This is a genomic window from Microbacterium bandirmense (assembly GCF_037204185.1).
Taxonomy (GTDB): domain Bacteria; phylum Actinomycetota; class Actinomycetes; order Actinomycetales; family Microbacteriaceae; genus Microbacterium; species Microbacterium bandirmense.
This window is the reverse complement of record NZ_JBBDGM010000012.1, coordinates 32,845-55,119: the sequence shown is the minus strand read 5'-3', so window position 1 is coordinate 55,119 and position 22,275 is coordinate 32,845. Positions and strand designations below refer to the sequence as shown.

Here is a 22,275-nt window from a genome sequence, read left to right as displayed (position 1 = left end):
GTGATTCTCGCCGTCGACACCTCCCTCGGCACGGCCGTCGCCGTGATCGACGCCGACGGGCGCCCGCTCGCCGAGGCTGCCACCACCGACCCGCTCGGGCACGCCGAGGTGATCGGCGACCTGCTGGCCGAGGCCGCCCGGCCCGGCATCACGCACGTCGTCGCCGGCATGGGGCCGGGGCCGTTCACGGGACTGCGCATCGGCATCGCCGCCGCGCGCGCCTTCGCGCTGGGCCGCGGCATCCCGCTCGTGCCGATCCCCAGCCACTTCGCGATCGCGCAGACCCTGCTCGACGAGGGCGCCACGGGAGCCTTCACCGTCATCACCGATGCGCGCCGTCGCGAGATCGCGGTGAGCGTCTTCGACGGATCGGATGCTGATGGCATCCCGCGTCTGATCGAACCCACCCACCTGCGGCGCCGCGACGACGAACCCGTGACGGCGCAGCTGTCGGCATCCGCTCTCGCGCGGGTCGCGCAGCGCGCGATCGCCGCCGGCCGCACCCTCACCGACGCCGAGCCGCTGTACCTGCGCTCGCCCGATGTGGTGCAGCCCGGCGTCCCGAAGCGGGTGGGCGCATGACCCTGCGCGTCGTCACCGTCGACGACCTCGACGCGATCATGAGCCTCGAGCGCCGGAGCTTCCCCTCCGACGCCTGGAGCGAGCAGACCATGGGCACCGAGATCTCCAGCGCGCACAACGTCTACCTCGTCGACGAGGAGGGGGGCCGCATCGTCGGCTACGGCGGGGTGCGCGCCCTGCCGGGCGGCGCGGACGCCGACATCCAGACCATCGCGCTCGACGCCGCGCTGCGCGGGCGGGGCAGAGGGCGGATGCTGCTGCGCGCCCTCATCGCCCGGGCCCGCGATCGGGGCGCCCGCGAACTGTTCCTCGAGGTGCGCGCCGACAACCCCGTCGCGCAGTCGCTCTATCTGTCGGAGGGCTTCGTCGAACTGGCCCGCCGCCCGCGGTACTACCAGCCCGATGACGTCGACGCCGTGGTGATGCGCCTCGACCTGCGCGGCTGGGCCGCGCACGAAACGCAGGAGAACGCACGAAATGCAGGGGCGGATGCTGGTTCTGCTCCTGCGATTCGTGCGATCTCCGACGATTCGGTTGCGGCACACGGCTCGGATGCCGAGCAGGACGGCTCGGATGCTGAGCAGGACGTGCCGGATGCTGAGCAGGAGGCCGGCACATGACCTCTGAACCCCTGGTGCTGGGCATCGAGACCAGCTGCGACGAGACCGGCATCGGCATCGTGCGCGGTCGCCGGCTGCTGTCGAACACCATCGCCTCGAGCATGGACGAGCACGCCCGCTACGGCGGCGTCGTGCCCGAGGTCGCTGCTCGAGCGCACCTCGAGGCGCTGCAACCGTCGATCGAGCAGGCTCTCGCCGAAGCACAGGTTGGCCTTGACGATCTAGACGCCATCGCCGTCACCAGCGGACCGGGTCTCGCGGGAGCACTGATGGTCGGCATCGGTGCGGCCAAGGGTCTGGCCGTCTCGCTCGACAAGCCCCTGTACGCCGTGAACCATCTGGTCGGGCACATCGCGGCCGACATCCTGGCATCCGACGCCGAGGAATCGGCGCCCCTCGAGTACCCGACGATCGCGCTTCTCGTCTCGGGCGGTCACACGTCGTTGCTGCACGTGCGCGATCTGACCACCGATGTCGAGCTGCTGGGCGAGACCGTCGACGACGCCGCGGGCGAGGCCTTCGACAAGGTCGCCCGCCTGCTCGGGCTGCCGTATCCCGGCGGCCCGCAGATCGATAAGGCCGCCGTGAGCGGCGATCCGAAGGCGATCCGCTTCCCGCGTGGGCTGTCGAAGGCATCCGACATGGCGAAGCACCGCTACGATTTCTCATTCTCAGGGCTGAAGACGGCCGTCGCACGCTGGGTCGAACGCGCGCAGCTGAACGGAGACGAGGTGCCCCTGGCTGATGTCGCCGCGAGCTTCCGCGAGGCGGTCGTCGACATCCTGGTGACCAAGGCGCTCGCCGCGTGCGAGGACCGCGGCGTGCCGCGACTCCTGCTCGGCGGCGGCGTCATCGCCAACAAGCGCCTGCGCGAAGTCGCGCTCGAGCGTGCGGCTGCGGCGGGTGTGGCCGTGCGGATTCCTCCGCTGTCGCTGTGCACCGACAACGGCGCGATGATCGCCGGGCTCGCCGCCGAGCTGATCTCGAGCGGACGCCAGCCGTCGACTCTCGCGTTCGGCGCCGACTCGACGCTGCCGGTGACCGAGATCCAGGTGAGCGCGACATGACCGATCCGCGCATCGAGGGGCCCACGCCCGAGATCGAGAGACCCAAGGGCACGGCGGCGCTGCCCGGCGCGGCGAAGGGGTACGGCAAGCTGCCGACCGGTCCGGTGCCGACCGATGCCACGCGCACGGCGGCGGATGCCGACGAGTTCGTTCCCTACGAATGGGCGCCCGCTCCGGCCGACGATGGACGCCTGGCGCCGTGGGCGCTGTTCGCGGCGATCGTCGCGCTGGCGACGTCGATGTTCGTCGGATGGGGCATCCCGGTCGCGATCGTCGCGGTGATCGCGGCGATCATGTCGCTGCGGCGCCCGGTCGAGAGCCGGTCGATGGCGGTCTGGGCGCTGGTGCTGGGACTCTGCGCCACGCTGTTCAGCGCGGGATGGCTGATCTGGGCGACGATGCAGTTCGAGAATCTGGGGTGAGGAATGTACGACGAGGCGGACGGCGCACGACGACGTGAGCTGGAACGTCGGGCCTACGCGCCCGGGGGAGCCCTGTCGGATGCTGAGGCCGAGGAGCTTCGCGAGCTGAGCCGCCGCCCGGTGGTGCTCCCGCTGGTTCCTGAGCGCCCTTCGTCTCGCTCCGCGGTTCCTGAGCGAGGAGCGCAGCGACGAGACGAAGGGCGCTCAGGAACCGCTGTGGGCGACGCCCCGGTTCCTGACCAGGACGTGCGTTCCCCACTCCCGGTTCCTGAGCGAGGAGCGGAGCGACGAGACGAAGGAGCTCCCGCAGACCCCGAGGCACCCACCGAGCCTGACGCCCCCGCGCCCCCGAAACGCCGCCGCCGCTGGCTCGCCCCGGTCGCAGCCGGCGCGGCACTGCTGATCGGCTTCGGCGGCGGATGGCTCGCCTTCGGCGGCGAAGACGCCGAGCCGATGACCGACGCCCAGCGCGAGATCTGGCTGGAACTGCAGGCCTCCGACCGCTATGACCCGGGTTCGGTCGAGTTGATCGGCGCGCAGCATGGTGTCGACGCCTGGCACGCCCTGAGCGAGGACGGCGACAACGAGTGCCTCATCCTCACGGGCCCCGATCACGACCCCAGCCCGGCCTGCGTGCCGCAGAACCTGGCGCGCGAAAACCCCTATGCCCTGCAGGCCTCCACGAACTTCGAAGAGGACGGCGCCCAGATCATGGTCTGGGCGAGCATCATCGAAGACATCCACGGCGAGCGGACCGTGACCATGCAGAGGCAGAACGTCAGCGACGGATGGGACTGGCGATCGACGTACACCGAGGAGGAGCTGCCGATCGCGGAGTTCCTCGACGAAGAGGGCTTCGACGGCAACTCGCTCACGCTTCTCGGCTACGACGAGAAGACACCCGTCTGGCTGTCGCAGTACAACAGCGCCTGCCTGCTCGTGGCCACCGCCGACGAGATGATCGCACAGGCCTGCGACGAGCCGGACACCGAGCAGAACATCGAGCTGCAACTGCCCGACCGTGTCTACCGCGTGACGATGGGCAGCATGCGCGGGCCGACGCTGACCATCATCCGCACGCCGGACCCCGTGGTGTGCGACGTCGACTCGGGATACTGCGCGACGGCCGACGACAAGACCGGCGAACTCGGCGGCTGAGCCGCGCCGGTCACACCCGGTCGGCGAGGATCGCCACCCGCCCGGCCGCGGTGCGGGTGAGGAGCAGCGTCGCCGCCTGAGAGCCCTTCAGGTTGAGCTTCTTGCGGTAGACCGCCGGGTCGACGTCCATGCCGCGCTTCTTGATCTCGAGACGCCCGATGTCATTCGCGCGCAGCGCGGCGTTGATCGTCTTCACGTGCGCGGGCATGGTCTCGCGCACCCGGAACGACTGCACGAACGGACTGGTCACGGCAGCATCCCCCGTCAGGTAGGCGATCTGCTCGTCGATCATGCCGGCCTCCAGCATCCGCCCCGCCTCGCCGATCAGCCGGGCGCGGATGACTGCGCCGTCGGGCTCGTGCAGGAACGCCCCCAGCTCGCGCACGGGCACGTCGTCGGCATCCGCCGCCGCCGTGAGCTCGTGCGTCGCGCCGTCGCGGGTGACGAGCGCGGCGCGTCGGATGCCAGGGCGCGCCAGCACGCCGCTCCACAGCACCAGCTCGACGACGCTGCCGTCGGCGCTGACCCACTGCGCCTCGACGTCGTCGGGGATGAGGCCGCGGTCGAGCCCCGGACCGAGCTTGATGCCGGTCGGATGCTGTCGCGCGACCTCGAAGCACCAGTCCAGCGACGGAGACCAGTCGGATGCCGATGTGCGCCGCGTCTCGCCGTGCCCGGCGGTGCGCCGTGCCGGATCCAGCCAGACCGCCGAGCTCTCGCCGCCATCCGCCGCGCCCGTGCCCGTGCGCTTGCCGCGGGGATGCGCGCTTCCCGCGGATGAATCGGGGGAATCTGTCCGCGGCAGGCGTACATCTCCGCGGCTGGTGCTCGCGAATTCTTCGGCGAGGCCCTGGTGCACCGTCGCGTCGTCGCCGAACGGGGCGAGGTTGTACGCCGCGATCGCGGCGGTCACCTCATCGGCATCCACCGCGGTCACCTCCAGGCCCGCGCCCGCGAAAGCCAGGCTGTCGCCGCCGATGCCGCAGCCGAGATCGGTCACGTGCGTGATGCCGGCCTGTCGCATGCGCGCCGCGTGCAGCGTGGCGACGTTCAGCCGGGTGGCCTGTTCGAGGCCGGCCCGGGTGAACAGCATCCGCTCGGCGAACGCGCCGAACTTCGCGCGGGCTCTGGCACGCAGGTGCGCCTGGCCCACCACGGCCGACACGAGATCGGGGGAGTGCCCGGTGGCACGCAGACGCGACACGGCGCGCGTCACATCGGCGGGCGAGGCGATCTCTCCGACCTCATCGAGCAGCTCGAGGCCCTCTCTGGTGAGCAGCGCCCTCAGCTCAGACATCTCCACCCGCCCAGCCTACGGCCGGGCGCTTTCGAGTTCATGTCGCGCGAGTTGCTGTGTTCTCCTCCGAATCGCAGCAATTCAAGCGATATGAAGTGGGTGGAGCTGGCACTCGCATTGCGTGAGTGCCAGCCGTCGGCATACACTGGTGTTAGCACCCTCGGCATGAGAGTGCTAATAATCTTCTGATCTCAGTCACGAAAGAAGAGGTACACCGTGTCGGTTTCCATCAAGCCGCTCGAGGACCGCATCGTCATCCAGCAGGTCGAGGCAGAGCAGACCACCGCAAGCGGTCTGGTCATCCCCGATACCGCCAAGGAGAAGCCCCAGGAGGGCGAGGTCGTGGCAGTGGGCCCCGGCCGCATCGACGACAACGGCAACCGCGTCCCGCTGGATGTCGCCGTGGGCGACCGCGTGCTCTACAGCAAGTACGGCGGCACCGAGGTCAAGTTCGGCGCTGACGAGTACCTCGTGCTCTCGGCCCGCGACGTGCTGGCGGTCGTCGTCCGCTGACGCCCCTCGACTCGACAGAAGGACCCGGATGCTGCGGCATCCGGGTCCTTCTGCTTTCCCCTATCGGCCCCCATGCTCCCCCTATAGATCCCCCGGGCGCCCCCGACAACCCTCGGGGTGACCCCCGATGCCGCAGCCTTCGCCGAGTCGCAGACTCTATGACAAGCGCCAATCGGCACTCACGATGAAGGGGAATCAATCATGGCTGCGGAAGACAACCTCAACGTTCTCGGTGCACAGTGGAACCTGGGCCTCGACGTCGATGACTCGGGCAACGACTACTCGGACACCAACTCGAACAACGACCTGCTCTCGAACAACGACGTCAGCGACTCGGGCAACGACAACTCGGACAACAGCGACAACGACCTGCTGTCGAACAACGACACCGACGACTCGTTCAACGACAACTCGGACAACTCCACGACCGACAACTCGGACAACAGCGACAACTCGGACAACTCCGACAACTCGGACATGCTGTCGAACAACGACGACTCGTTCAACGACGACGAGTCCATCAACGACTCGTTCCAGGTGAACGACTCGTTCCAGGACAACTCGGTGAACGACTCGGGCAACCAGACGCTGTACGACCACTCGGTCAACACCGGCATCCGGCAGTACGACACCGGTGTGGGCGACATCAACATCGGTCTCGCCGGCGGTGGCAGCACGATGACGGGCATGGGCGGCATGGGCCGTCTCGACCTGAACCTCGACGCGCGCACCACGATCAACGACCAGTCGGTCAGCCAGAACATCTCGACCTCCTCCGGCAGCGGTGGAGCGGCGATCGCGGTCGGCGGCGACGCTGACGGCGGTTGGGGCGGCCCGGCATTCGCCGGAGCGGCCGGCGGCAGCACCGGATCGGGCGGCGCCAGTGGGGACGGCGGCGACGGTGCCGGCGGTGACGGCGGCGACGGCGGCCTCGGAGCCGGCCTCGGCGGCGGCAACGGTGGCGACGGTGGCGACGGTGGCGACGGCCCCGGCGGTGCAGCCGGCGCAGGTGGCGCGGCCGGAGACGGCGGCGGTGCAGGCTCGGGTGCGTTCGGCGGCAACGCCAACGGCGGATCCACCGGCGACACGGGTGCGATGGGCGGCAGTGCGAGCGGCGGCAACGTCGGTCAGTACTTCGGCCAGAGCAGCAACATCGCCTCGGGTGACAACTCGATCGCGGCCGGCGGCGACGTCGATGTGCGCAACATCGACACCGACATCGACCTCGGCGACATCTCGATCGGGAACACGTGGAACACCGACTCCTTCAACGACGACTTCTCCGACAACTGGCGGATCAACGACTCGTTCCAGGACAACTCGATGACCGACAACTCCGACAACTGGAGCGTCAACGACTCGTTCCAGGACAACGCCGTCGACACCGACGTCGATGTCGACGTCGACAACTCCAACGTGCTCAGCCCGGGTGCTGACGCGAACGAGTTCGACGTCTTCTGACGCACAGAAGACGATCTACCTGCCCGGCCGTCCCCTCTGGTGGACGGCCGGGCACACCACTAGAATCCTGAATCACCTGATCCGGAGCGAGAGCCATGTCTGAGGAACACACCGGCCCCTGGGCCGATGACGACATGCCGGAGACCGTCTGGGGAGACGGCGCACTGTTCGACCCGCTCTCGACCGATTCGTTCAGCCAGGAACTCGCCGGCATCGACGAGTCGGACTGGGGAGATGCCGACCTGCTCTGGGGCGACGACGCCATCGGCGTCGTCGACCAGGGCGGTGACGCATCCGACGCCGATCTGCTCGGCTGAACCGCATCCGCGCGCCAGAGGGGGACCCGTGCCGGAAAGACGCATCAACACCGATGACAGGATCGTCGACGTCATCCACGACGTCGGCGATCTCGCCGCGTCCGCAGGACGCAAAGACCTCGCCGCACGGCTCGCCAACACCCGTGAACGGCTGGCGGATCCGTCGGTGCGCGTGATCGTCGTCGGGGAGTTCAAGCAGGGCAAGAGCAAACTCATCAACGCACTGGTGAACGCTCCCGCTTGCCCGGTCGACGATGACGTCGCGACCAGCGTGCCGACCGTCGTCGGATACGCCGAAAAGCCATCGGCCTGGGTGATCGACCGCCCGACCGAGCAGAATCCCGAACCCGCGCGGCGCGAGATCCCGCTCGATTCCCTCGTCGAGTACGTCTCCGAGCGCGGCAACCCCGGCAACGAGCGCGGCATCCTCTCGGCCGAGGTGCTGCTGCCACGCGAGATCCTGCGCGGCGGACTGAAGCTCGTCGACTCGCCGGGCGTCGGCGGACTGGAGTCATCGAATTCGCTCGCAACCCTTGCGGCCCTCTCGACCGCGCATGCCGTGCTGCTGGTCTCGGATGCCTCACAGGAGTACACCGAGCCAGAGGTGCAGTTCCTTCAGCACGCGATGCGGATCTCGCCGAACGTCGCGGCCGTGCTGGCCAAGACCGACCTCTACCCGGAGTGGCGGCGCATCGAGCAGATCGACCGCGGGCACCTCGCCGGACACGACGACGTGCCCATCTTCTCGGTGTCGAGCGATCTGCGCCTGCTGGCGGCCGAGCTGCAGGATCGCACGCTCAACGACGAGTCGGGTTTCCCCGCGCTCGTGGCGCATCTGCGCCGGGAGGTGCTGGGCCGCGCCGAGGTGATCCACGAGCGCAGCGCCGTGCACGAGCTCATCTCGGTCGTCGATCAGCTCGAGGTCTCGCTGCGCGCCGAGCTGAACGCGCTGATCAACCCCGAAGACACCCCTCGGATGATCGCCGAGCTCGAGAATGCGAAGGCGAAGGCCGACGAGTTCCGCGGGCGCTCCGCTCGCTGGCAGGTCACCCTCACCGACGGCATCGCCGACCTGGTCGCCGACATGGAGCATGACGTGCGTGACCGGCTGCGCAAGGTGCAGCGCGAGGCCGAGCGCGCCATCGACGAGGGTGATCCAGGACCGATCTGGGACCAGATCCGCGAATGGCTCGACCAGCGCGTGACCGCGGCCGTCTCGGAGACCTTCGTCTGGACCGACGAGCGATCGCGCTGGCTGGCAGAAGAGGTCGCCGAGCTGTTCAGCCAGGACGAGTCCGACATCCCCATCCACGACGTCTCCGACACGCACGGCGTGCTCGACCCCGTCGACGACATCGCCGGCATCGACACCGGGCAGCTCAGCGCCGCCGAGAAGATGTACATCGGCGTGCGCGGCTCGTACGGCGGCGTGCTGATGGTGGGACTGGCCACGGGACTGATCGGCATGGCCCTGATCAACCCGCTCTCACTGCTCGCCGGTGTGCTCGTGGGCCGCCGTGCCTACCGCGAGGACATGGGCAACCGGCTCTCGCGCCGCCAGCAGGAGGCCAAGACCATCGTGCGGCGCTACATCGACGAAGTCACCTTCCAGGTCGGCAAGCAGCTGAAGGACCGGCTGCGGCTGGTGCAGCGCGCGACCCGCGACCACTTCGGATCGCTCGCCGAGGAGCTGCACAGCTCGCTGGCGGATGCCCTGCAGCGCGCCAAGCAGGCGGCATCCGGATACACCGCGACCCGCGACCAGCGCGTGGTCGCGCTGCGCGCGCGCATCGCCGAGCTCGAGGCCGTGCGCAAGGCGATCCCCGCCCTGCCGGCCGCCCCCGAGCCACTGCGCGCCGGCGCGAAGCCGATGGCCGGGATCGCGGCGAAGGCAGGGCGATGATGACGCCGACGGCACCGTTCGCCTCGGTCATCGACGATGCGCCGCAGAGCGCGCTGATCGCCGACACCGAGGATCTGCTGCGCACAGCCCGCTCGGTGTACGCAGGCGATCGCGAGGCCACAGCCTTGATCGACCAGCTCGAGGTGCGATTGCACGAGCCGCTGCGGCTCGCCCTGGCCGGCATGGTCAAGGCCGGCAAGTCGACGCTGATGAACGCGCTGCTGGGCGAGCGGATCGCCGCCACCGACACCGCGGAGTGCACTCGCATCGTCACCTGGTACCGCTACTCCGCCACGCCGACGATCACCATGCACCTGCGCGACGGCGGCACCGAGCGGATGCCCATCCGACGTGAGCACGGGCTGCTGGTCTTCGACCTCGGTGGGCGCACCGCCGAGGAGATCGAATGGATCGACGTGGGATGGCCACTCGACGGTCTCGAGTCGCTGATCCTCATCGACACCCCCGGCATCGCCTCGCTGTCGGGGGAGACCTCCGCCCGCACCGCGCGCTTCCTCACGCCCGAGGACTCGCCGTCGGCGGCCGACGCCGTGGTGTACCTGATGCGCCACCTGCACGGCTCCGACGTGAAGTTCCTCGAGGCGTTCCGCGACACCGCCGCCGGGGCCGCGCAGAGCGTCGCCGCGGTGGCCGTGCTCTCGCGCACCGACGAGATCGGCTCGGGGCGCATCGACTCGCTGCTCAGCGCCCGGCGCGTGGCGGGGCGGTACGAGCGCGACGGCAACCTGTCGGCACTCGCCCTCGGGGTGGTGCCGGTCGCCGGTCTGCTCGCCGAGGGAGCCCGCACGCTGCGCGAGAGCGAGTACATCGCGTTCCGCGAGCTCGCCGGTCTCGAGCGAACCGAGCGCGAGCGGCTGCTCGTCTCGGCCGACCGTTTCACGCGTGCGAGCGACGCCACCGGACTGAGCGTCGCCGTGCGTCAGGACCTGCTGGGCCGGTTCGGGATCTTCGGTGTTCGTCTGGCGACCGCGATCATCCGCGGTGGGGTGAGCAGCTCGTCCGAGCTGTCGGATGCCCTCGTGCAGCAGAGCGGCATGATCGAACTGCAGCAGTTCGTGCAGACGCAGTTCCACCCGCGCGCCGAGACGCTGAAGGCCCGTGGCGTGGTGCTCCAGCTGCAGGCGCTGCTGCGTCGGGCACCGCGAGCCGGCACAGAGCGCATCCGTGCCGGCATCGAGCGCTTCACCGTATCGGCGCACATGCTGCGCGAACTCTCCCTGCTGGCGCAGGCTCGATCGAGTGGGCTGCCGCTCGACGAATCCGAGGCCACCGACGCGGCTCGCATCCTCGGGGCGGCCGGCATCGCAGCATCCGATCGGCTCGGCCTCGCCGCGGACGCGACCAGCGCCGACATCGCCGGGCGGGCGTCGACCGAGATCGATCGCTGGCGCGCACTCGCGGCGTCGCCGATGATCGAGCGGCAGACGGCGGACGTGTACGAGGCGGTGCTGCGCAGCCTCGCGGCGATCGCGTCAGAGGTCGGGCTGGCCCGTTCCCTGCGGCCCGCGCCGCACATCGAAGCGCCGGGCGGACCAGGCGATGGCGCCGGGGAGGACGCTGCTGAGCAGGGCAAGCAGAACCAGGGCGGCCTGCGCCGCAAGAAGCGGCTGCAGTGGTTCCCCCTGCGCACCGAGCGCCACCCACTCCGGTGACAGCAGCACCAGCAGAGCCTGCAGCCCGAGTGTGAGCAGCTGCCACCACCGGATGTGCGGGCGGCGCCCCATGAACGACACCAGCAGCGTGATCTGTGTGAACAGCAACGCCACGATCAGCCCGAACACCACCCAGAAGACGATGTCCGCCGCCGACTCGTAGGTCGCCTCCTGACGCCCGGCGGTCACGGTCTTGGCGACCTCGACGATCTCGGGAAGCAGATCCTTGCGGATCACGAACATGTACACCGCGGTGAACGCGCCGACGGCGAAGCTGACGATCCAGAGGAACAGGCTGAGCCGGATCGAGAACGGTGGCGTCGCCTTCACCATGACCGGCGGCAGATTGGGGCTCGCCAGCGTCGGACGAGCCGGCAGCTCACGAGACCCGTACGGCGCTGCCGACCCGGCGCCCCCCTCCTGGGACGAGGTAAGGGGCGCCGGGTGGGGCGTGCGCGGAGTGTCAGTCATCCTCAACGGGGATATCGACCGGCACATCCTCGAGCGCGGCGTTCGATGCGTCGGCATCGTAGCTGTCGCCTCCGCCGGAGGTCATATCGCCTTCCAGCAGATCCGCCGGCTCCGGCACATCGGCCGGGGGCGGGGGAGGTGCCGCCGGCTGCTGTGCCGCGGCGCCCGCCGCATCCACGGCCGTGTCGACCGCGTCCTGAACCGACGCGCCCTGAGCCTCGGCGTCGTCGGGTGTGGTCTGTTCGGCAGGCTCGTCGGACGCGGCATCGGCCGCACCGTCGGCGACCGCGCCTTCCGGAGCCGCTTCGGCGTCGTCGTCCGGCACCGTGCCGGTCTGGTTGAAGCTGCCGTCGTTGGTCTCGTTGCCGATCGAGACGTCTCCCACCGTGACGTCGAGGTCGGAGTCGACCACCGAGACATCGTCGCCGGCGGCGATCGAGTCGTCGCCCGAGGCGACGTTCGCCTCTTGATCGAACACCTGCGTGACGTCGCCGCCCTCGGTCCAGATGTTCTGGTTCACCGACTGGTCGACGATGGTCGAGCGCGCATCGACCGTGGTGAACTGCTGCACCATGCGCACGATCTCGCGGACGGTCTCGGTGTTGTCGCCATCGTCCGGACCGGGCGGGGGAGGCGGCGGAGGAGTGTCGTGATGGACCACGCGGGGGTTGTCGATGATGACAGGACGCACCGCGGCCACATCGGCCATGCAGACATCCTGCAGTCCGTTGTTGGCCAGAGTCGCGCTCGGCTGCGCGGCGAAACTCTCGGCGGCGTTCGGGTCCCGCAGCAGGCTGAGAATGAACGCGATCAGAGCGTCCGCAATGGTTTCGACTGGTGAAGTCATCTCCGTTGTCCCCCTTCAAACTTCTTCGAACTCTCTTCGCCCGGCTCAGTGCCCCTCAGCAGCCGGTGACGCATGTGCTTGGATCGTATGCGCGGCAGCGCGCTCACGGCATCGGGGGTTTGCCCGATACCGAATAGGGGGTTCACGGGGGTTCGTCCGAAGACCCCGCGCCGACTCCGCCGTCGCCCAGAAGCTGACGCAGTCTGGCCAGCAGTTCGGACCGTGATCCGGCGCCCAGCCGGCGCCGGATGTGCGCGATGTGGTGCTCGGCCGTGCGCGGTGAGATGAATATCGATTCGCCGATCTCGGCGTAGGTCTTGCCCTGCACGACCAGGCGCGCGACCTCGATCTCGCGTTCGCTGAGCACCTGCTCGGCCGGTGCCTGCGTCGCGCTCTCGGCGTCGTCGCCGGCTGCCGCAGCGGGGCGACGCGTACCGTCCTTCGGATGCAGTTCGCGGGCGCACGCCAGCAGCTGTGCTGACACCCGGCGGTCGCCGCTGCGGGCTGCGCCGTGGCCGGCCAGCCGCGCGGCATCCCAGATCAGTCCGATCTCGGCAAGTCCTTCGGCAGCGCTCACGACGGCATCCGCGTCGACGGTGCCCGCGAGCACATCGGTCCACACCCGCCCGGCCTTCGCCATGCGGGCGGCGACGCGGCTGCGCGCGGAAGCAGCGACGAGCGCCTTGGCATGCGGAGCCAGCCGCTCCGGAGCGTTCAGCAGGATGCCCTGCTGGACACCAGCCCAGTGCACGTGCGCCGACCAGGTCGGCGCGTCGCCGAGATCCTCGACGATCCGCAGTGCGCGCGTCACGTGCGCCTCGATGCGCGTGGCGTCGCCGACGCGCGCCGCGGCGCTGATCAGCTCGGCGAGCGGATGCAGCAGGTACAGGTCGACGTCGACGCGCAGCAGCACGCCGCGGGCCTCGAGCCATGCGGCTTCCAGACCGGATGCATCGTCGTAGCGGCGGGCGATCGCGACCCGCACGGCGTGCTGCAGGAAGACATCCCGCGGCGTGGGCTGCGCGGCCGATGCCGCCAGCGCGCGGTCGAGAAGCTCCCGCGCGTCGGCGGGCTGCGCACGCTGCACCGCCACCCACGCGCTCCACAGCAGCAGGCGCGGACGAGCCCACGGGCCGCCGTGATCGCGGGCGACCGCGTCGTCGAGCACGGTCTGCGCGGTGGCGAGCCGACCCAGATTCAGCGCGGCGATCGCCGCGACGACCGCGGGCAGCTCGACCAGCGCGTCAGTGCGCTGCGCACTGGAGTACAGCTCGGCGGACCGCACCAGCGTGGACAGCGCCTCGTCCTCGCCATCGGATGCCGTCGTGTGCCGCAGGCCGGTGCGCAGCAGCTCCATCGCGACGCCGGCGGCCGACGGCAGGGCGGGTTCGGCATGGTCGGCTTCGTCCACCCGGTCGCCGACGCCGATCGCGGCGACCGCGGCGTTCGTGCGTGCCGTGTCGTCCTGCGGGGGAGCCAGGCGGTACACCTCGTGCGCCCTGGTCATCATGCCCCGCGCCGACCAGATCGCCGCCGACACGGTGGACATCGACGAGAGCGCGGTGGCCGATGCCGTGCGCAGCGCATCGTCGACGAACGACGACGCGTGATCGAGGTCTCCGGCAGACCATGCGGCGTGCGCGCGGCGTGCCGAGAGGTCATGCGGGTCGGCGCCGCTCTGCACCGAGGCGTCGTAGAGCTCGCCGGCCAGGGCGGGCTGCGTCGGCAGCATCCGATCACCGCCGGCCATGAGGGCATCGGCGACTCGCGCGTCGCGCACGGCGCGCAGCCCCTCCCGGTGCTCGAGCGCCTCGGGGAACAGCGTCCACAGGTCGATCAGACGCCGGGTCGGCAGTGCCTCGCGCACCGCCATGCGCACCAGGGGAGCCGTGTCGCCGCTGCGCAGCAGCAGTCCCTGTGCGTACCCCTGCAGCACCCAGTCATCGTCGCTCGAGCCCGTGGGCGGGCCGGCCTGACCGGCGTCTGTCACGCAGACCTGCTCCACCATGCGCCGCAGATCGTCATCGGCGGAGTCGAGTCGGTGCACGATCAACTCCGCGAGCGAACGGTCGAGCTCTGCGTGCGTGCCGTCGAATCCGCAGTCTCGCGGGTCGTGGTGCTGCACGGCCGCGGCGACCAGCCACGACATCCCCAGCGTCACCCGAAGGATGTGCTCCACACAGTCATCGGCCATCGTCAGCTCGAGGGCGTCGAGGTGATCGAGCACATCCGATCGCGACACATGACCGAGCACGACCGCGGGCACGTGCTGCTCGAGGCGTCGCGCGATGTCGCGCACAGCCGGCACGGCCGGCCAGGGACGACGCGCGATGATGAGCGCCGCCGTGGGGTCTTCGGCGCGCTCGCCGAGCTGCATCAGCTGCGCCTCCGAAAGCAGATGCAGATCGTCGACGAGCAGCACGTGGTCGGGAGGCACATCACCGAGCGCTTCGGCCGCGTCGTGGCAGAACAGGGCCTCGCGCGAGTCCTCCAGGAACAGGTCGTGCAGGTGGCGCAGGCCGGTTGACTTGCCCGATCCGGCGGTGCCGACCAGAGCGACTCTGGGGGTGCTGTGGTTGATCGCGTCGAGCGCGGGGCGCAGCTGGCGCTCCCAGGTGAGCGGGCCGCCGGTGGCGGAGCGCTCGTCAAGTGCAGCGGAGGTGATTGTCATGGCGTCGGGGGCCGCCTCAGGTCAGGGTGCCGGATCGCCGGCGGGAGGTTCCGTCGACGTCGGCGACGGCTGGGGATCTGGAGAGGCCGGCGGGGTCGTCGGCGTCGGATCGGAGGACGGCTCGGGCTCGGGGGAGGGCGCGGTCGTCGGTTCCGGCGTCGGTTCCGGAGTCGGATCGGCGGGTTCGGCCGTGGGTCCGGGCGTCGGATCGGTGGTCGGCGTGGGATCCGGGGTGGGATCCGTCGTCGGGTCGGTGGTCGGCGTCGGGTCCGGGGTGGGATCCGGCGTCGGGTCGGTGGTCGGCGTCGGGTCCGGGGTGGGATCCGGCGTCGGCGTCGGCGTCGGGTCGGGGTTCTCGACCTGGGGTCCGCCGACCGGCTCGGAGACGGGCTGCGCCACGGGTTTGCTGGTGCTGCCACCGCCACTGTCGCCCGAATCGGGGGCCGTGGCCCTCGGTCCGCCTCGACCGGGCGGCGAGGGCGGGTCGCTGGGGGTGTCGGATGCCGATGAGCGATCATCATCGCGGCGATCCCTGTCACGCCGCGGCACGTCGTCGGAGTCGTTGTCGGACCAGTCAGGGGTATCGTCCGCCTTCTCAGCGGCGGCCTGGTGCACCGAGTAGCCCGAGGCCGAGCGCAGCAGTGACAGCGTGCCCGGACCAGCGGAGGGGTCACCGGGCGAGGCGCCCTTGGCGGCATCCGTCCCACCGCCCAGAGGCGTCGTGGACGCGAACACGATGCCGGCCGCGACGATCGCCGCGCCGGCGACGAGCGCGGCAGCGCCGTACGGCATGCGCAGTCGGGCCGTCACCGGCCGCAGAGCGAGCGCCGCCGGCTGCGGCTCGGGACGCGCGGCGATCTCGGTCGATGTCGACAGCACGGGCGTCGCGGTCCGCGAGCGGCGAGCCCACGCCGCGTGCGCGGCGCCGATCGCGGCGGCGTACTGCGGGTTCTCGGGCACCGTGAGAGCCAGATCGAGTCGCTCGGAGAGCACCTGGGCGATCAGCGGGATGCGCGCCGATCCGCCGATGAGGATCAGTTCGTGCAGATCGGATGCGGCAAAGCCCGCGGCATCCATCGCCTGCTCCAGGGTCTCGATCGTCGCGGCGATCGTCGGACGCGCCATCGCGTCGAGTTCGGAGCGGTTCACGCGAACACTGGACGATGCGCCCGCGAGAGTGACCGGCACCGGCGCGCCGGTGCTGAACGACAGCGCCTCCTTGGCGGTCGTCACCGAACGGCGCGTTGCGCGCAGCTCGGCCGGCGTGCTCTCGGCGATCGCCTCCACCGAGCCGGCCAGGGCGAGCACATGACGCATCAGCGCCTCGTCGACGTCGATTCCGCCGACCTGCTGCACCTGCGGCTCACCCAGCACTTCGAGACCACGCAGCACGCTCGCCTCGAACGTGCTGCCGCCGAGGTCGTACACGCCCACGCGATGTCCGCGCGCGTCGTCGGTGGCGAACTGCTCGACCGCGACGACGGCCGCCGGCACCAGCACGACATCGGGGAGGCCGACCTCACGAAGTCGCCGGCTGAGGGCATCCATCCGATGCCCCGCCCAGGCCGTCGGGTGCGCGATCGCGATCGCGCCGGGCCCACGGCCGCGCTCTGCGGCGACGGTCGACACGATCCACAGCGCAAGGCGCGCCACCAGCTCATCGGCGCTCACGGCGTATCCGCCCGCGACGATGGGCACAGCATCGCCCACCGATCGGGTGAAGTCCCGCACCACCCGCTCGGGCCGCTCCAGCCCGCGCTCCACCGCCTCCGCGCCGAACATCACGTCACCGTCATCGGTGACATAAGCCTGCACCGGGATGTCTGCCCGCTCGCGCCCCACCGCGAGCGGCACCACCTGCAATCCTCCACGCGCAGCAGCGTTGGCAAAGACCGTCGTCACACTGGTCGTGCCTACGTCGAGCGCGAGTACGTATTCCGACTCGCCCATCACTTCCGCCGAATTCCCCAGTCATCCAACTCTTGGATGCCGCCCACTATAAGCCTTTCCCCCGCCCAGCGGAAGAGCAATCTACGCGGGTAGCCACCTGGCACGCGTGGAACGCAGTAAGGTGCTGCAGTGACATCCGACCTCTCGACGACGGCGCGTGCGACGACGGCCCCATCCCGTTCCGGCATCGCGTTCACGATCGGCGCCTACCTGCTGTGGGGCGTGCTGCCGCTGTACTTCGTCGTGCTCGCGCCGATGGGACCGTGGGAGGTCGTGGCGTGGCGCGTCCTGCTGTCGTTCGTGTTCTGTCTCGTGCTGCTCACGCTGACGCGGGGCTGGTCGTCGCTGTGGGCGATCATGCGCCGTCCTGCGCTGCTCGGATGGTCGGCGCTGGCCGGCGTGCTCATCTACGTCAACTGGCAGGCCTTCGTCATCGGGACCCTCAGTGATCGGGTCATCGAGACCAGTCTGGGGTATTTCATCAACCCGATATTCACCGTCCTGTTGGGTGTCGTCGTGTTGCGGGAGCGCATCACACGACTGCAGACGGTCGCGATCGGCATCGCGACGATCGCGGTCGTCGTCATCATCGCCGCGTACGGCGACTTCCCCTGGATCGCTGTCACGCTGACGCTGTCGTTCGGCCTGTACGGCCTGGTGAAGAAGCGCGTCGGCGCGGCGGTGGATGCTGTCAGCGGCCTCACGCTGGAATCGTTCTGGCTGATCCCGATCGCGGTGGTCATGCTGATCGTCGTCGGCCAGACCACCGGCATCACGTTCGGGGGTGTCTCGCCGCTGCACACCGCACTGGTCGCCGGCGCGGGCATCGCCACCGCCGTGCCGCTGCTGCTGTTCGCCGCCGGCACGAGACGGATCGACCTGAGCCTTGTGGGGATGTTCCAGTTCATCACCCCGGTGCTGCAGTTCCTGGTCGGATGGGCGCTGCTGGGCGAGCCCATGCCGCTCGAGCGCTGGATCGGCTTCGTGCTGGTGTGGCTGGCGATCGTCGTGTTCATCGTCGACCTGCTGCTGCAGCGACGCCGCGGACGGCGTCAGCAGCCGGCCCCGCCGGCGTGACACGCGGATCGTTAAGTGACCGAGACAGAAGCGCCGTCCGTTAGGGCATCCGACCACATAGGGTAAGAGGCACCCGAAAGTGGTTATCCACGTTCAGTTACGCAAGGGAGCAACATGAACGCAATGAAGGGCTCGCGCACCGCGAGGATCTTCGCGGCCGCTGCGATGGTCAGCGCGTCCGCACTCATCATCTCCGGCTGCAGCAGCACACCCGCCGAAGAGCCCGATGACGGCGCCGACAAGCCGGCCGCCGTCGATCTGACGCTCAAGCTCGGCTCGCTGCTGCCGTCGACCGGCACGCTCGCGTTCCTCGGGGCTCCGATGGAATCCGGCGTGCAGCTCGCCGTCGCGCAGATCAACGAGGCCGACGCCGGCGTCACGGTCGAGCTCTCGACCGGTGACGAAGGCGACCTCGACAACAAGGCCTACGAGACGTCGGTGTCCAAGCTGCAGAGCGAGGGCATCACCGCCATGGTCGGCGCCGCGTCGTCGAGCGTCTCGAAGCTCATCCTCGACGGCAACGTCGGCGCGGGCATCGTCACCGTCTCGCCGTCGAACACCTCCGCGGACTTCACCGGCATCAGCCCGATGTACTTCCGCACCGCCCCCAGCGACAACCTGCAGGGCGAGGTGCTCGGCAACCAGATCGCCGAGGACGGCGGAACGTCGCTCGGCATCATCTACCAGAACGACCCGTACGGCACCGGCCTGGCCGACGCCATCGGCGCGACGTTCGAGGCGGCCGGCGGTGAGGTCGTCGCCCAGGAGTCGTACAACCAGGGTGACGGTCAGTTCAACGCGCAGGTCGAGGCGGTCGCCGCGGCCAACCCCGACGCCGTCGCGATCGTCTCGTACGACCAGTTCGCCACCATCGCACCGCTGCTCGGAAACGCGGGCGTCGACACCGGCAAGCTGTACCTGGTCGACGGCAACCTGAAGGACTGGCCCGACCTGCCCGTCGACCTGACCGGTTCGAAGGGCACCCGCGCCGGAGCCGAGCTGCCCGGTGACTTCATCGACCAGCTCAACGAGGTCTGGACCGCCCAGGGCAACGACCCGATCGACGCCGTGACCTACTCGGCCGAGGCCTACGACGCCACGATCCTGATCGCGCTGGCCGCGCTGGCCGCCCAGTCGGTCGAGGGCGAGGACATCGCGGGCAAGATGCGCGAGGTCTCCGGTGGCGAGGGTGAGGGCGAGCAGTGCTCGACGTTCGCCGACTGCGCCGCGATCATCAACGACGGCGGCACCGCCGACTACGAGGGTCTGTCGGGCTCGGTCACGTTCGATGAGAACAACGACCCGAAGGGCGCTGCGATCGGCGTCTACGAGTACGGTGAGGGCAACACCCACACCCGCATCAAGTAAGACATGAGAACGGGGCCCGGATGCGTCAGCATCCGGGCCCCGTTCGCATGCCCTGGCCTGCTCCCCAGCATCCGCTCCCGGTGAGAAACCACCTTCCGCACGAAAAACCACCTCCGGCGTGGTTTCTCACGCGGGAAGTGGTCTCTCGGGAAAGCGACGCTGTCGGACGGGGTCAGGCGGCGTCCTGGCCGAGCGTGCCGAGGTACAGGCCGATCACCTTGGGATCCTCGAGCAGCTCACGGCCGGTGCCCTCGTAGGCGTCGCGCCCCTGGTCGAGCACGTAGCCGCGATCACAGATCTGCAGGCAGCGCCGCGCGTTCTGCTCGACCATGATGGTCGTCACTCCGGCCTTGTTGATGTCGGAGACGCGGATGAACGCGTCGTCCTGACGGACCGGTGACAGACCCGCCGAGGGCTCATCGAGCAGCAGCACAGAGGGATCCATCATCAGCGCCCGGGACATCGCCACCATCTGGCGCTCACCGCCCGACAGCGAGCCGGCACGCTGGTTCAAGCGGGTGCCCAGCTCGGCGAAGATCCCGGTGACGAACTCGAGACGCTCCTTGTAGATCTTCGGGTTCTGATACAGCCCCATCTGCAGGTTCTCGGCGATCGTCAGCGACGGGAAGACATTGTTCGTCTGCGGCACGAAGCCGACGCCCCTCGCGACGAGCTTGTCGGCCTTCAGCCCCAGGATGCTCGACCCGTCGACGGTGATCTCGCCGTCGCGCACCTGCACCATGCCGAAGATCGACTTCAGCAGGGTCGACTTGCCCGCGCCGTTCGGCCCGATGATGCCGATCAGCTCACCCTCGCGGGCGACGAGGTTCGCGCCGTTGAGGATGTTGACGCCCGGCAGGTACCCGGCGTGCACGTCGGTCAGCTCGACGACGACGCGACGATCGTCAGGGGTGGGACCCGTCGAGGGGGCCTCGTTCGCAGCATCCGTCATTTCTGCTCCTCCTCGAGCTCCGCCTCGGCTTCCGCCTCGATCTTCTCGCGCACGCGCGTCGCGGCCGCATCGGACACGACCGAGATGCGTCCGGTGACCTCGCCGAGGTCGACGTCCTGATGGGCGCCGAGATACGCGTCGACGACCGCCTGGTCCTCCATGACCGTCTCGGGCGGACCCTCGGCGACCACGCGACCCTCGGCCATCACGACCACCCAGTCGGCGATGTGGCGCACCATGTGCATGTCGTGCTCGACGAACAGCACCGTCATGCCGCGGTCCTTCAGGCCCAGGATGTGATCGAGCAGCGACTGCGTCAGCGCGGGGTTGACGCCGGCCATCGGCTCGTCGAGCATCACCAGCTGCGGGTCGCTCATCAGCGCCCTCGCCATCTCGAGCAGCTTGCGCTGACCTCCGGACAGCGACGCGGCGAAGTCCTTCTCCTTGGCGTCGAGCTTGAACAGCGTCAGCAGCTCGCGCGCCTTCTGCTCGATCTCGGCTTCCTTCTTGCGCCACAGACCGGGGAACAGGCTCACCCAGAACTTCTCACCGGGCTGCTCGGGCGATCCGAGCTTCATGTTCTCGAGCACGGTCAGCAGCGACAGCGCTTTGGTGAGCTGGAACGTGCGCACCTGTCCCATCCGCGCGACCTTGAACGAGGGGACGCCCGCGAGGTTCTTGCCGTTGAACTGCCACGTGCCGCTGTTGGGCTTGTCGAAGCCGCACAGCAGGTTGAACAGGGTCGTCTTGCCGGCACCGTTCGGGCCGATCAGCGCGGTGATCGCACCGCGGGGGATCTCGAGGTGCTCGACGTTGACGGCGGTCAGACCGCCGAAGTGCCGCTCGACGCCGTCGGCGACGAGGATCGGATCGACCTTCGCGACACCGGGCTCGGCCGGTCCCTGCGCGAGGCCCGTCGACTTCTGACGCTTCTGGGGGGACTGCTGCTCACTTGACAAAGGTCATCTCCCTCTTGTCTCCGAGGATGCCTTGCGGGCGGTAGATCACGATCAGCATCAGTGCCACACCGGCGAGGATCCAGCGAACCACCTCGGCCTGCGACGTCGACATCGGCAGGTATCCGGCGGCGGCCATCTGCGGCAGCAGGTTGCCGAGGAAGGCGAACAGCACCCAGAACAGCACGGCGCCGAGCGTCGGGCCGAGCACGGTCGCCGCGCCACCGAGCAGCAGCACGGTCCACAGGAAGAACGTCAGCGACGTCGAGTAGCTGCCGGGCACGACCGCCGAGGGCAGCACGAACACGATGCCGCCCGCGGCGCCCATCACGCCGCCGATGACGAGCGCCTGCATCTTGTACGAGAACACGTTCTTGCCCAGCGAGCGCACGGCATCCTCGTCTTCGCGGATGCCCTTGAGCACGCGTCCCCACGGGCTGCGCATCAGCGCCCACACCAGCAGGATCGCGATCGCCAGCAGGATCAGGCCGAACACGCGGTCCCACAGCTCGGTGGCGTTGTACGTCCACGGACCGAAGCCGTACGTCCCCGGCGGGAACGGGTTCGCGTCGCGGAAGCTGGTGTGGTAGCCCGTGCGGCCACCGGCCGCTCCGGTGACGTCCTCGAACAGCTGCGTGAGGAACAGCAGGCGCACCACCTCGGCCGTCGCGATCGTCGCGATGGCGAGGTAGTCGGCGCGCAGGCGGAGCGTCGGGATGCCCAGCAGCAGGGCGAACAGGGCGCCGCCGGCCAATCCGATGAGCATGCCCACCCACCACGGCATACCGAAGATGAGGATCGGGATGGCGTACCCGTAGGCGCCGATGGCCATGAAGGCCGCCATACCGAAGTTGAGCAGGCCGGCGTAGCCGAAATGCACGGCCAGGCCGGTCGCGGCGAGGGCGTAGGCGATGGTGACAGGGCTGAACAGGTAGGCCGCGGTGTTGCCGAAGATCGATCCGAAGTCCAT

General features: G+C 69.5%; 19 protein-coding genes. 12 read left to right on the top strand and 7 right to left on the bottom strand.

Annotated features, from left to right (window positions below; all coding sequences use genetic code 11):
- From tsaB to WDU99_RS13390, 5 genes are read left to right on the top strand one after another with little or no spacing between them, the layout of a single operon-like run.
- The gene (gene tsaB, locus WDU99_RS13410) at nt 1-582 is read left to right on the top strand and encodes a tRNA (adenosine(37)-N6)-threonylcarbamoyltransferase complex dimerization subunit type 1 TsaB (protein WP_337332959.1); all 582 of its coding nucleotides are present in this window, start codon (nt 1-3) and stop codon (nt 580-582) included.
- Nucleotides 579-1,202 (top strand): ribosomal protein S18-alanine N-acetyltransferase, encoded by a 624-nt coding sequence (rimI, locus tag WDU99_RS13405; protein ID WP_337332958.1) that lies wholly within the window; start codon nt 579-581, stop codon nt 1,200-1,202. The genes tsaB and rimI overlap by 4 nt, the downstream gene beginning before the upstream one ends.
- The gene (gene tsaD, locus WDU99_RS13400; RefSeq protein WP_337332957.1) at nt 1,199-2,269 is read left to right on the top strand and encodes a tRNA (adenosine(37)-N6)-threonylcarbamoyltransferase complex transferase subunit TsaD; all 1,071 of its coding nucleotides are present in this window, start codon (nt 1,199-1,201) and stop codon (nt 2,267-2,269) included. Before rimI ends, tsaD begins: the two co-directional genes overlap by 4 nt.
- Nucleotides 2,266-2,691 carry a hypothetical protein gene (locus tag WDU99_RS13395; protein ID WP_337332956.1) on the top strand — a complete coding sequence of 142 codons (426 nt, stop codon included), beginning with the start codon at nt 2,266-2,268 and terminating at the stop codon, nt 2,689-2,691. The genes tsaD and WDU99_RS13395 overlap by 4 nt, the downstream gene beginning before the upstream one ends.
- A 3-nt stretch (nt 2,692-2,694) precedes the next feature.
- A complete protein-coding gene (locus tag WDU99_RS13390) occupies nt 2,695-3,849 on the top strand; it encodes a hypothetical protein (RefSeq protein WP_337332955.1) in 1,155 nt (384 codons plus the stop codon).
- 10 nt (nt 3,850-3,859) lie between these two features.
- Here the strand turns inward: WDU99_RS13390 and WDU99_RS13385 are convergent, their stop codons facing one another.
- Entirely contained in the window at nt 3,860-5,152 is a 1,293-nt protein-coding gene (locus WDU99_RS13385; RefSeq protein WP_337332954.1) for a class I SAM-dependent methyltransferase, read from the bottom strand.
- 210 nt (nt 5,153-5,362) lie between these two features.
- On the opposite strand from WDU99_RS13385, the gene groES reads away from it, so the two are divergent.
- From groES to WDU99_RS13360, 5 genes are all read left to right on the top strand, one after another.
- Nucleotides 5,363-5,659 (top strand): co-chaperone GroES, encoded by a 297-nt coding sequence (gene groES, locus WDU99_RS13380; protein ID WP_067242196.1) that lies wholly within the window; start codon nt 5,363-5,365, stop codon nt 5,657-5,659.
- 201 nt (nt 5,660-5,860) lie between these two features.
- The gene (locus tag WDU99_RS13375; RefSeq protein ID WP_337332953.1) at nt 5,861-7,120 is read left to right on the top strand and encodes a hypothetical protein; all 1,260 of its coding nucleotides are present in this window, start codon (nt 5,861-5,863) and stop codon (nt 7,118-7,120) included.
- A gap of 95 nt (nt 7,121-7,215) precedes the next feature.
- Nucleotides 7,216-7,437 carry a hypothetical protein gene (locus tag WDU99_RS13370; protein WP_337332952.1) on the top strand — a complete coding sequence of 74 codons (222 nt, stop codon included), beginning with the start codon at nt 7,216-7,218 and terminating at the stop codon, nt 7,435-7,437.
- Between the two features lie 28 nt (nt 7,438-7,465).
- Nucleotides 7,466-9,340: a dynamin family protein gene (locus tag WDU99_RS13365; protein ID WP_337332951.1), complete on the top strand. Its 1,875-nt coding sequence runs from the start codon at nt 7,466-7,468 to the stop codon at nt 9,338-9,340.
- Nucleotides 9,340-11,013, top strand: a complete 1,674-nt coding sequence (locus WDU99_RS13360; RefSeq protein ID WP_337332950.1) for a GTPase — start codon at nt 9,340-9,342, stop codon at nt 11,011-11,013. Before WDU99_RS13365 ends, WDU99_RS13360 begins: the two co-directional genes overlap by 1 nt.
- Before the next feature lie 463 nt (nt 11,014-11,476).
- Here the strand turns inward: WDU99_RS13360 and WDU99_RS13355 are convergent, their stop codons facing one another.
- The 3 genes from WDU99_RS13355 to WDU99_RS13345 form a co-directional block, all read right to left on the bottom strand.
- Entirely contained in the window at nt 11,477-12,331 is an 855-nt protein-coding gene (locus WDU99_RS13355) for an IniB N-terminal domain-containing protein (RefSeq protein WP_337332949.1), read from the bottom strand.
- 142 nt (nt 12,332-12,473) lie between these two features.
- Entirely contained in the window at nt 12,474-15,002 is a 2,529-nt protein-coding gene (locus WDU99_RS13350; RefSeq protein WP_337332948.1) for a LuxR C-terminal-related transcriptional regulator, read from the bottom strand.
- 21 nt (nt 15,003-15,023) lie between these two features.
- Nucleotides 15,024-16,859, bottom strand: a complete 1,836-nt coding sequence (locus WDU99_RS13345) for an Hsp70 family protein (protein WP_337332947.1) — start codon at nt 16,857-16,859, stop codon at nt 15,024-15,026.
- Between the two features lie 222 nt (nt 16,860-17,081).
- Between WDU99_RS13345 and rarD the strand changes: the two genes are divergently transcribed.
- Both rarD and WDU99_RS13335 read left to right on the top strand, forming a co-directional pair.
- Nucleotides 17,082-18,029 (top strand): EamA family transporter RarD, encoded by a 948-nt coding sequence (gene rarD, locus WDU99_RS13340; RefSeq protein ID WP_420064013.1) that lies wholly within the window; start codon nt 17,082-17,084, stop codon nt 18,027-18,029.
- 114 nt (nt 18,030-18,143) lie between these two features.
- Nucleotides 18,144-19,397 (top strand): ABC transporter substrate-binding protein, encoded by a 1,254-nt coding sequence (locus WDU99_RS13335; protein ID WP_337332946.1) that lies wholly within the window; start codon nt 18,144-18,146, stop codon nt 19,395-19,397.
- Between the two features lie 172 nt (nt 19,398-19,569).
- Here WDU99_RS13335 and WDU99_RS13330 read toward each other — a convergent pair whose 3' ends face one another.
- From WDU99_RS13330 to WDU99_RS13320, 3 genes are read right to left on the bottom strand one after another with little or no spacing between them, the layout of a single operon-like run.
- Nucleotides 19,570-20,349: an ABC transporter ATP-binding protein gene (locus WDU99_RS13330; protein ID WP_337332945.1), complete on the bottom strand. Its 780-nt coding sequence runs from the start codon at nt 20,347-20,349 to the stop codon at nt 19,570-19,572.
- On the bottom strand, nt 20,346-21,308 hold the full coding sequence (locus WDU99_RS13325) for an ABC transporter ATP-binding protein (RefSeq protein WP_337332944.1): 963 nt from the start codon (nt 21,306-21,308) through the stop codon (nt 20,346-20,348). Before WDU99_RS13325 ends, WDU99_RS13330 begins: the two co-directional genes overlap by 4 nt.
- Complete coding sequence (locus tag WDU99_RS13320; protein ID WP_337332943.1) at nt 21,298-22,275, bottom strand: branched-chain amino acid ABC transporter permease; 978 nt, start codon at nt 22,273-22,275, stop codon at nt 21,298-21,300. Before WDU99_RS13320 ends, WDU99_RS13325 begins: the two co-directional genes overlap by 11 nt.